Below are 10,492 nucleotides of genomic sequence, written 5' to 3'. Positions count from 1 at the left end.
ACACATATGAACGCCTCCATACGACTAAGAAAGTTCTAGTTCTACACTTCGACGGAGATTTGTTCATAAACAATGCCATCTGAACACGCTCGATATAATTTTTTTCTTCTATGGCGTTATGTTTTTTAAGCCAAAATAACGGGCTATATATCTTTTACTTCACATTTAAACGCCAAAAAAAGTGACTCCTCTAGAGAATTCTTAGTCAAAATAAGATAAAATTCTTGAGTAAATTAAACTCCCATACAATCGATCTACCTATAGTCGGCCCAAAACGCTTCTCTTTCAGAAGCGCTATATTTTCCAGCAATTATGCTCACGAATAAAGGCGAAAATTCACTGCGATTCGCGGGTCTTTTCGGTGCAGCAACGCTTGTCGTAATTTTAGTGCTTTAGTCAAAAAACGTAATTGTTAAGACGGAATATGGATCTGGATGGCAGGGCGTGTTATCGGTATGCACTGCAGCTTTAACGATCGCAGTTAAGCCTTAAATCGAAGAAATTTGGGCAGCAGATTGAACAGATGAAATTAGGAAGGGCGCCCACCCAATCGAATGAAGCCGCTATTGGTACTGAAGGATTTTCGATCAGGAAGTCATACCAAAGGCAATAGCGTAAACCGCCGAGACTCTATTTGCATCACGAGTAGAATAGTTGAATCGAACCATGAGATAGTCCGGCCAAAAATCACCGAATATGGTGGGTAGACGAAGATATTGCTAAGCAGCAGGAATTTATTCCGGCGAACTTAAGGGTCATTACCCACATCATCCCAAGCTCGCCTATGCGTAATGCGAAGCAGTCCCGCAATCACCAGCGGCGTATGCTGCTGATCCACCGTCAACAGCCCGACTATCCTTTTTCTCAGCGTTGACGCGCTACAACTCCGCATTAACTTGGCGTCAAACAAGTATTTGATGCATCTGCGTTATGCTCTGTGCTGTCTCTTGCATCAAAATTACCTTCGATCTCAAAAGTTAAACGTTCAGTGTTTTCTGGTCATATTTTAAATACCTCCCAATAGTTGAATACTCATCTATGGAGTAGCCTATTTTAAAACACTATTCCAGCACGCTCGATTACAGTTCATGTGATAACGCAGCACTGTCTTAATGTTCAACCTCATGTATTTCGCATATTAGCCAATCCAATGAAATTGTTTTAATCATGCCTCTTAGAGCCACCTGATCGTAGTAATTATATCCGGCAAAATGCCAAGACTTTACTGCAGCGGGGACGAAGCGCTTCTTTAAAGGGTAATGTCGGCATGTTGTAAAAACGGTGCAGTCTTTGATTTATAGATTGATATTCAAGTGCAAGTTGAATCAATTCCCTGTGATAAATATAACGCTGAACAACTGCATTAAGTAAGATCCCACCAAGCATAATACCTGCTAGAAACCCAAGGCTATAGCGAAACCAACTATTACCCCACATCGTAGAGTTCAACGGCAATTGCTTAGAAAAGGAATATCCCAAACATGCCAGAGAAAACAGCGCAAGTTTCTCGGGGCCACCGATGAACATAAGGATTCTATGCTTTGATCGCTCAATCTTTAATTCTAAATATCGTTGAACGTGCTCAAGAGTCTGAGTTGGGATATCCATAAGTTCTGCCACCTGCCAGAGATCGTATTGGATTTCAAGTTTGAACTGCCGAAGCGCAACTTTTCGGAATCTAATGAGCTCTATAAGCTGGGGTAGCATATCAAGTAATAGACCAAACAACGCTAGCAACATAGCCAACATTCCAATCCAACCTATAATTTCCATCCAGAAATACTCTAGCGGACGGATACGACTGATAACGAGGCCGAATACGAGCATAGATAAAGTGATGAGAAGCGATAGTCCTCTGAACCACCAAGTAACTCTTGAGATTGTGGCGTCAAGCGAAGTACGCGTTTTGTCAGCTCCACCTTTTCTTATTTTATCGAGGATATCAAGCAAATCTGCACATTGTCGGTCCATATATTTTTTCTAATATTTTCTAATTATTGATCATAATCAAGCGTGATTCAACATGAAAACACGCATCTCTGTAAACGCACTGACATTGCACCCTGCCCTCAAAGTAAATTCCAAGTCGAAGTATATTGAGGAGCCTATGCCAATCAATACACGAAAGTGATTTAGCGATAGAGCCGACATCCACCTTAGGATATACCGGTCTCAAAATAAGTCGAGCATCGGTAAGCTACTCGCTAAATGTAGTCGATAAGAAAATCGAATGATCGACCTATAGCGACTCATCTACAACACAATCTCTATGCCTCACTAAGCAAATCCACAATGCGAGATGAACAGCACATCTTTTACCAAGGCTCAGGGTCTTCAGGGCGCTCTCGCATCTTTGCCAAAAAACTATTTAGGATGCCGTTTGACACAATGGCGAAGCCGAGGCTTTCATTCAATAACGCATAAAATGGCGTTTCGCAGCCACTTTCTGCATTCAATTTCTCCCTGACCTGTCCAATTACAGCAGTATGAGTCGAGATATCACCGTACGGTTTTTCTCCACCCATATTCGCAAAATTGCGTACTTGGTTAATAATATCCAGAATGCTTACCGATGAATTTTTCTCCCATATTTTTTTTAGACTTTCGTAAAGCTGGTCTAAGTTTTGATCACCGGCTAAGCTTCGATCCAATCGTGTCTCTATTGGAATAACCGCCTCTATTTTTCCCATAGCATCAAAGTGCATTTGTGATGTCATAGTATTTATTTGATTAATCATAACCTTCGTCACATTTTTGAAGCGCTATTGGTGGCGAACAATGTGTATCAAAAATTACTGCTAGGCGTTCGCGACATACTTCCATGATGGCGTTACTTTGTAAATGTATAGCTGGCAAGCTATTCATCGCGCGGTCGCTTGCCATGTTTACGAACTCGTCTGGAGAAAATTCGGCGACGTGATCATTCATCCGTAATAAAAAGCGTGTACCAAATTGATATTCGATATTGATATGCCCCTTAAAATGTAGGCGAAAATGCTCCATCAAGGTACGGTGGTTCGGCCTGAAGCTCTCTGGAATCAGTAAATTCAGACTTGTGCTTTCTGTCACATCCTCTCGATCAAGCGACTCTTCAAAAATCGCCATTACCACCTCTGGATTGACTACACTGCGATATAGAAGCACGCGTATTTCTTCTCGCAACCGGGTTATCATCTCCACACCTAAATCAGCATGACCCGCCAAGTACTGTACTAACTCACCAGCGGCCTGTAAAATTCCTTTGGCATATCCATCGCATTGCGCTTGCTGGTATATGTACTCAACCTCAGCTTCTGCATGCGCTACCAAGGATTTGGCACGACGGCGCGCCTCATTCATTAGCGCTGACGCTTTAATGTTATTTCGCAAATAACCACTGCGTACTAACACTCCCTCTTCCGGCATGACCTCACACATTGTCTGAATAATTTTTGGCATACTGTATCGCCTGTAAGATTAAAAATAGATCCACTTTCCTGCATTCCCTTACAGACACAGTACGCAGGGGAAAATCGAATTCTGTTGGGGGTAAGGTCAGAGAGTATTGTTTTGCAAAACAGATATCTAAATTTGGAGGAAAAAGCAAAGCCATCCGCTTTTTTAATGTTTCTGATGCCTCTAGCTGCCAAAGTAAAAGATGCTGTAAGCCGATTTTTTGAACGTCTTCAAGCACTTCTTCTGAGTACCTTGAATGCGGTTTAGCGACGCCCAACCGACGGGACATAAAAAACTGTACGGAGCTGGAAAGATGTAATAAATTGCCTTCCCATCCAAGATCAGCCTTTAACAACTGCGCGCCAATCAGCGTGCTGATATAAGGAAGTTGCGTCCAGTTCAATACTAATTGACGCTCCAAAATAGAGCTTACGGACTCCAATCTGGCCGGCAATCCGAGCTGATGCATCAAGATGTCGTTGATCACTCCACGCTGGCGCGGTGTGTCAAACAATTTTGGCAAACACATTCTCTGTGGATGAATGTAGCTCAATGGATCGTACATTATTGATGCCATGCATCTACTCATTTCATCCATGGCCGTCCACCAACTTTTGCGGCTCGACGCGCACCATCTGATCCGGTGTCGTCCTAAGAGGAGACGCTGCGTCCGATGACGTATTAATAGATTGAGCGTCTTCCAGCTCTTGCACAATCAACGGCGCGCGAACCGCGCTTGGCGATCCACGGCGATTAAAATGCCAGAGTAATCCCGCTATCACGGTGAGCAGCAGTACTGTAATTATTCCAAGCCAAGTGGTCGGGAGGCGGTAATCCTGCGCTCTAGGATTTTTTGGTGTTTGGTTCTGTAAGGTCGGGCGCTTCGACAAGATGACAGAAATATTATCGTACTCAACTTGATCGAAACTATTCTTTAGGAATCGTTTGGTATTATTAATCATAGTTTCTGGATTAATCTCCTCGTCATAAACTATCAATGTTGACAAATGAACCGGACGATTTTTTTGACCGCGCTCTGCACCATCCAAGTCGTAACTGACGTGTACACGTGTGGATACCACTCCTGAAACAGTTTTTAAAGATTGCTCCAAACGCTGCTCAATAGCAGAATAAAGTCGTGCTTTTTCTGCCCGCGGAGAAGCCACTAATGAGTCGGCCGGGAACATGTCTGCTACCTCTATCGCCTTTGGTGATGGAAGATCGTAAACCTTCAAAATATCTACCGCAGCAGCAAAATCAACTTGTCCTACATCAACACTGAAACCGTTCTTACCATTATTTTTTTTTGTCGCATCGATATTATTCCTATGTAAAACTGCCACCACTTCATTAGCTTGGCGCTGCTCAAGGCTCTGCAACAAATTTTCCTGCTTACAACCGGCCAAGAAGAAACAGATGACCAACAAGCCATGTTTCATCATCACGTTCGTAAAAGGGCTTCTATTGTGGCTACGCCTTTCCGGGTCAATGCGCTAATGATTTCTACATCTTGTTTATAGTCACCAATATGTACTTGTAGCTCTAGCAAGCCGGCAGGGGTTGTATCGAATTTCGGACCGTTGATCTTACTCATGATGTATTCGTATTCATTCTGGGTAGATACTGAGCTCGAAACAAACGCATCTCGCAATCTGTCATCAAGCGATAAAGCACCCATCTCATGAGGAGAAACATCTGCGAACTTTGCGCTGGATACGCTCTGTGTAACGGCAATTGGCAATATAGTCATTTTAATCAACTCCATCTAAAACGTGAGCATTTGCGAAAGCTAATACGGCGAAGCACCAAAGAATCAAAAAATCCTAAAGTGCAGAAACGTATCCGCGACATTAACGTTGTTATTTCCGCCTGGTTATCGAAAGTTCGCTACGATCGTTGCATCCATATCTTTAAATGCCTTAACTGTGGATGACTGGGCGTTACGCAGGATACTCATCTCAGAGATGACTGCCTGATATTCTGCGAGAAGAGTTGGATTAGAGCTATTGCCACCACTTAATTGTTCACGCAAAGTCTTTTCTCGATCGAAGAGCTCTTGACCGCCATCCTCAAAAGCTTTTGCGATCGAAACCATCAAACCATTACCAGGATATGCGGCCATATTTTTTACCTTTATTTTCTGTTGAAAGAGTTAATTAACTATAAGGATTTAGTAAAGAGCCAATGCTTCGATGTCATTTTTACGTAATCATTACCGTTATATTTAAATGACTTATTTTTTAACCAGTCGTCTTCTAGATCGACAGAAAAATGTACGTATTCAACACCAAAATATTGATAGAAATTGTGAGTAAATCTTTGCAGATTAAGCAGCTCAACATCCGTTAAGTCACCTTTTGTCAGAAACGTGATCCGACGATCATCATGCTTGGATAAATAAGTAATACCTATTCGGTCTAATCCCGTCCTGGCCTGTTTCTCGATCATCGCATCATCCCATTTATCGAGAATGATCATGTCGCTATAAGGCATCCAGTGCATCATCCTTTCGATTAGAATCGTTCTTATTTCACTAGTAAGAGTAGTCCTCTCTGCGCTCAGCATTAATACTGGCTTCGCTACCTCGTCTAAATTCAGCCGATGAAAAGCGAGATTCGGATAGGTGGATTGCAACAGTTTATTGATCCGCGACTCCTCCAACCTTAACGACGAAATTTTGACTTTATCGCTTAAACCTCTACGGATTAGGGCCTGTCGACCCCATGCCAAATCTCTATCACTGTTAGCGAACACATACACTATGCTGTCGCGCCCCTTGAGAATTTTGTATTCGCTGATAGAGCCACTAATCGCAGAGGTTACTTCCGTAACGTATTCGTCTTCTTTAAAGCTCTTCCGTGTGACTATAATAAGAGTCATTATAAAAAATAAAACGGCTAATCCACCTACCCAACTGATTGTAGATAAAAGCGATTTTTTATCTACAGCTACTTCAACAAGTAGTTTATTTTTCTGGATTGAGTTAACCCATTCCACGCCGGGTGGGCGAACCGAAAATCTTACCGTTCCCGCACTACATGCATCTTGAAATAGTTGCTGTTGATCTTCAGATGTATCGTCCAGTATTCGGAACAAAAATCCATCTGACACTTTAGAACTAAGAATAATTTCAAAATTAATACCGCCTTTTGGCATCGGCACAACTACAGTATTATTCGAAAATTCCGGCATCACTTCACAAACGATCAAATCCTGCATCGCACCGACCACGAATAATGTCCTGCCCTCTGCAAGACTGTACTCACATCCGTGAAAGGGTCCGTTCAAAAAACGTAATACTGCGACTTCCGAAATTTTTTCGGCGTTTAATTTCGATGACATAGCAACTTCTCTTCGTTATTATCGAGCGACGACAGTCACTAACATTTTATGTGCCTAGTGCCATGCTAAATAACGTGGTTCAAATATGCACATGCAGTTTGGACTTCATTCTAAATTTTTAAAACTTAAGACTGGTGATAACATGAAACAGAGTCTATTTAATTCCTCATTCTTTCGATATCAGACCAGAACGAAATGTGCACCAGATTTGATAGGATTGATCAGAGCAACGAGATTGTTGATCGTTTTAATTTATCCAACGATGCTCTGTTAAGCCTCTATATTTTGGTCGCTATCGGGATAGAATTCAGATTATTTTTTTCGATGCTTTTTTAGTTTTCTATTTTGAATACGTGAGAAAAAGACAAGCAGCTAACTTCTTTCAAAAAAATAGAAATTGGCAAATGTCAAAATTTTCATCAAGCCTCCAAAGAAAAATCACTACCAGAAGCTCTGCGTTTAATTGTCTGGGCAATGACGTTTTCCAATATTTTCAGACGATTCCGCAGATCAGCGGAAAGCATAAGCATGCATTCATTTTCAAGGGAGCGACAAGTATTGACGATTGATAACTCACCACAAATAGCAAAAGCACCTGCAAGCGAGTGAAGTTGTTCCTGAATTATTTCGGCTTGGTTGTTCGAGAATGCGGAGAAAATAATTTTGAATGAAGTCGCGCTAGAAAGCTGAAGGACTGAAATCCTCTCCGTTGTCAGATTCAAATCATGCTTAAGAAAAATAGCATCAGGAAAAGGAAATGTCGTTCCAGCAAGGCATTTACGAATCATGCAATCAAGTCGCTCCAGCGACACCGGCTTAACTAAAATATCGTCAATGCCTGCCTTCTCGCAGCGCGTATGCTCTTCCTTATTCGCATGTGCAGTAAGTGCAATAATTGGAAGTAGAACGTTCTGTTGACGCAAAATTTTAGCCAGCATATAACCATCCAATTCAGGCATACTGAGATCAGTCAACACGATGTCAAAATCACCTGGACTAAATAGCTGTAACGCCTCGATAGCCGAAGCCACTAAAGTCACTTTATAACCAAGCAGACTTAGTTGATCACCTACTAATGCGAGATTAAGGGGATGGTCTTCCACCACCAAAATGTGTACGGATGGCGCAACCAAAGGATGAGGTTTGTCAGTGTTAAGCAATGAGTTTCCTTCCTGCATAGCAAGTTCGGAGATAACCGGTATTAAAATCGCCGGATCCAAGGCGCGCCTGAGCGCGTCGTGCAAACCGCTAGTTGAGTAGCATGACACTAATATTCGGACGGTTGGCCCAGGCTGCACAATGGGATGTCGAGGCCCATCTTCCAAAATATCTATGATGCAACCAGCCAATAATCCAGCCCTTTCTTCATCTATCAGACACCAATGCCGCTGGCGTCCAAACAATAACAGTGGCGCACTCGTCAGGGTCAACTCATCTGGATGAGTAATCTTCACCGGCATTATTCCCCATCCAGATATAAGCGCTACCAATTGTTCCCAACACTCAGGTGTGGCGCACAATACGGTTACCATCTTCATCGATTCAAAAGACAACGATGGTAATAACGCAGGTCTAAGTGCATCAGTACGAAGTGATGCCCTGACGGTAATGGTTGTTCCTTTTCCCTTAATACTACTTATAGCTATTTTTCCATTCATTAAATTGATCAACTGATCACATAGCGCCAAGCCAAGACCAGTACCACCGAAAAGTCGACTAGCCGACGGCTCGGCCTGAACGAATGGTTGAAACAACTCTCGCTGGCGTTCTAGCGAGATCCCAATGCCAGTATCCGTAACTCGGAGTACCACATCACCATTTTCGACCGTTAACACAAGCCTGATGTTTCCTCGTTCGGTGAATTTGACTGCGTTACTTAAAAGATTGAGAACTATCTGTCTGAAGCGTTTCGGGTCGCCGAGGTAATAGCGTGGCAGAAGAGGATTAATGTAGTAAAACAGTGCCAACCCCTTATTCTGAACTAGTGGAACAAATAACAAGATTGCCTGTTCAATAGTTTCTGCCAGATCAAAAGGGATAACTTCCAATGACATTTGGCCGGATTCGATCTTTGAAAAATCTAGAATATCGTTAATGATATCGAGTAGTCCACGTGAAGAGCTGACGATGATGTTCATACGGTCGTACTGTAGTTCTGTCATTGGTGTACGCGCTAATAACTCTAGATTCCCCACAATACTGTTAAGTGGCGTACGTATTTCATGGCTAACGTGGGCCAGTGCGGTGGATTTAGTTGCGTTAGCAACATCTGCAGCGATGCGTGCGTCCAACAATTGTTTTTCAATTAATTTACTTGCTGTTATCTCCAAAAAACTACACAACAACAATTGTCGTCCTGCGTAACGGGTGAGGACAAGACTTACTAGCAAGTGGCGACATTGTCCTCCACGATCAACCATCATGAGATCGTGTTCGCCAAGCGACTGAGGAAATGTCTGATTATTTTTTTCGTTCGAAACGCGGCTTAGTGCCAGAAAGCGAGATGGTAGGCACGGGGCTTCGTTATGATAAGTTTGCATTCCATGGTTTTGCAGCAGTACTTTTCCGTCGTCTATTGTCAAAAGGCACAATCCACCGGGTGCGTTCACAACCATTACGCGATGCATTTTTTCACTATCAAATACCTGCTGGGCACTCAGCAACAATGGTCTTAACATAGTGCGATCATAAAAAAAAATACAGCACCACAATAGAATGAGCAATACCAAGGTTCCAACAACGATTAATATCAAAAACCAATGCTGATATATCCAGATAGGTTCTTCTGAGTATGGAAGTTCAGCTATCCGCTTGGCATTACTAAGCAATTTCCTGATAGTGAGAGTTCTATCGCAATTAAAATAATGTGGATCGTTTAGCTCCAAAGCCGAAACCTTGGCATCTATTACACTTTGTTCAAGCGTTAGATTCGCAGTGTTAACATCCCAGCGCGTAAGTGCAAATTTTTCCAACTTATTGTTCGCCAAAAATGGCGTTAGCCAAGGATTCTGTAATGGGTCGGAAACGTGACCCATATCTGGCATTAATTCTCGAACAGAAGAAACTAGCGCAATCGGTTTAAAGCTCTGTGTCCAAATGCTGTCAGGTCGCGACATGATTTGTGGAAAGACATATACAAGGTCAAAAAAATAACCATTAGATAGCTCACCGGAATCTGCCGGCCTAATGACGGAAGTATGGGGTTGGGGGTTGCTTAATTTTTTCAGGCAAAAGAAATTTTCCGCAAATTGTTGCTGTGATATCAGGCTTCCAGCGAATTTCACGGTAGCATTAGGTTTACGCTCAAGAAATAATTTTTGGCCATCACTCAGCAATTGATCGCAATCAGAAATAGAGTTATTTCGATCGACTTTTCCTTCAACATCAACGTATCCAGTATTACGCCGAACCTCATATTTTTTTGGGGTCACATCACCGACAACAATTGCATTTTTATGAGAAAAAAAGGCACGTTTATTTACGATTGAATTATTTGTGTGAACATGGATCAGAAAGACCATGATGGTCAATAGTACCAATGACAAGATCAGCCCGCAGCCCACCAAAAAAATGCGTTGATGATGCGCAATCGTTTTTATTTGATTGTTTTCGAGGATTATATCTTTCCGATCAATATCTATTGCTATACGCTCCACCACCACGACATTTCCCGTCTTAGCGGCAATCAACTACATCTTAAAAACCAGTAATGATA

9 protein-coding genes are annotated in these 10,492 nt (G+C 42.3%); all 9 read right to left on the bottom strand.

Going from position 1 to position 10,492, the window contains the following annotated elements; genetic code table 11:
* Nucleotides 1–1,197: 1,197 nt before the first annotated feature.
* Nucleotides 1,198–1,971: a hypothetical protein gene (locus QN379_RS22470; RefSeq protein ID WP_323507664.1), complete on the bottom strand. Its 774-nt coding sequence runs from the start codon at nt 1,969–1,971 to the stop codon at nt 1,198–1,200.
* Between the two features lie 344 nt (nt 1,972–2,315).
* A complete protein-coding gene (locus QN379_RS22465) occupies nt 2,316–2,738 on the bottom strand; it encodes a hypothetical protein (protein WP_323507663.1) in 423 nt (140 codons plus the stop codon).
* The gene (locus tag QN379_RS22460) at nt 2,731–3,438 is read right to left on the bottom strand and encodes a hypothetical protein (RefSeq protein ID WP_323507662.1); all 708 of its coding nucleotides are present in this window, start codon (nt 3,436–3,438) and stop codon (nt 2,731–2,733) included. Before QN379_RS22460 ends, QN379_RS22465 begins: the two co-directional genes overlap by 8 nt.
* Nucleotides 3,410–4,012 (bottom strand): hypothetical protein, encoded by a 603-nt coding sequence (locus QN379_RS22455; RefSeq protein WP_323507661.1) that lies wholly within the window; start codon nt 4,010–4,012, stop codon nt 3,410–3,412. The genes QN379_RS22460 and QN379_RS22455 overlap by 29 nt, the downstream gene beginning before the upstream one ends.
* Before the next feature lie 13 nt (nt 4,013–4,025).
* Complete coding sequence (locus tag QN379_RS22450) at nt 4,026–4,877, bottom strand: EscJ/YscJ/HrcJ family type III secretion inner membrane ring protein (RefSeq protein WP_323507660.1); 852 nt, start codon at nt 4,875–4,877, stop codon at nt 4,026–4,028.
* On the bottom strand, nt 4,877–5,185 hold the full coding sequence (sctI, locus tag QN379_RS22445; RefSeq protein ID WP_323507659.1) for a type III secretion system inner rod subunit SctI: 309 nt from the start codon (nt 5,183–5,185) through the stop codon (nt 4,877–4,879). The genes QN379_RS22450 and sctI overlap by 1 nt, the downstream gene beginning before the upstream one ends.
* A 123-nt stretch (nt 5,186–5,308) precedes the next feature.
* Nucleotides 5,309–5,557, bottom strand: coding sequence for a type III secretion system needle filament subunit SctF (sctF, locus tag QN379_RS22440; RefSeq protein ID WP_323507658.1), 249 nt, complete (start codon nt 5,555–5,557; stop codon nt 5,309–5,311).
* A 38-nt stretch (nt 5,558–5,595) separates the two neighbouring features.
* The gene (locus QN379_RS22435) at nt 5,596–6,777 is read right to left on the bottom strand and encodes a PrgH/EprH family type III secretion apparatus protein (RefSeq protein WP_323507657.1); all 1,182 of its coding nucleotides are present in this window, start codon (nt 6,775–6,777) and stop codon (nt 5,596–5,598) included.
* Between the two features lie 419 nt (nt 6,778–7,196).
* Entirely contained in the window at nt 7,197–10,466 is a 3,270-nt protein-coding gene (locus QN379_RS22430; RefSeq protein ID WP_323507656.1) for an ATP-binding protein, read from the bottom strand.
* Nucleotides 10,467–10,492 lie beyond the last annotated feature (26 nt).

This window comes from Glaciimonas sp. Gout2 (genome assembly GCF_035018905.1).
Lineage (GTDB): Bacteria > Pseudomonadota > Gammaproteobacteria > Burkholderiales > Burkholderiaceae_D > Glaciimonas.
This window is presented reverse-complemented; position numbering and strand designations above follow the sequence as displayed.